Here is a 219-nt window from a genome sequence, read left to right as displayed (position 1 = left end):
TCAGAAGGCTCGCAGACAGGCGTCTCGTCTCCAAAGACGGGTCCGCAATCAAAGAGAGGACTTCCTTCAAAAGCTCAGCACTGCATACATCAATAACCACGACGTAGTAGTGCTTGAGGACTTGAGGGGGAAAAATCTGATGAAGAATCATGCCTTGGCAATGTCAATTTCTGACGCGGGCTGGACCAGCTTTCAGAGAATGCTTGAATACAAGGCAGA

1 protein-coding gene is annotated in these 219 nt (G+C 48.9%); it reads left to right on the top strand.

Annotated elements, in window-relative coordinates:
- A partial coding sequence (locus ACLUXO_RS10475; RefSeq protein WP_412137472.1) for an IS200/IS605 family accessory protein TnpB-related protein occupies positions 1-219 on the top strand: 219 nt, incomplete at both ends.

Source organism: Lactobacillus delbrueckii subsp. bulgaricus (assembly GCF_046938665.1).
Taxonomy (GTDB): domain Bacteria; phylum Bacillota; class Bacilli; order Lactobacillales; family Lactobacillaceae; genus Lactobacillus; species Lactobacillus delbrueckii_C.
The sequence above is the reverse complement of the archived record's forward strand: the minus strand, read 5'-3'. Positions and strand labels throughout refer to the sequence as shown.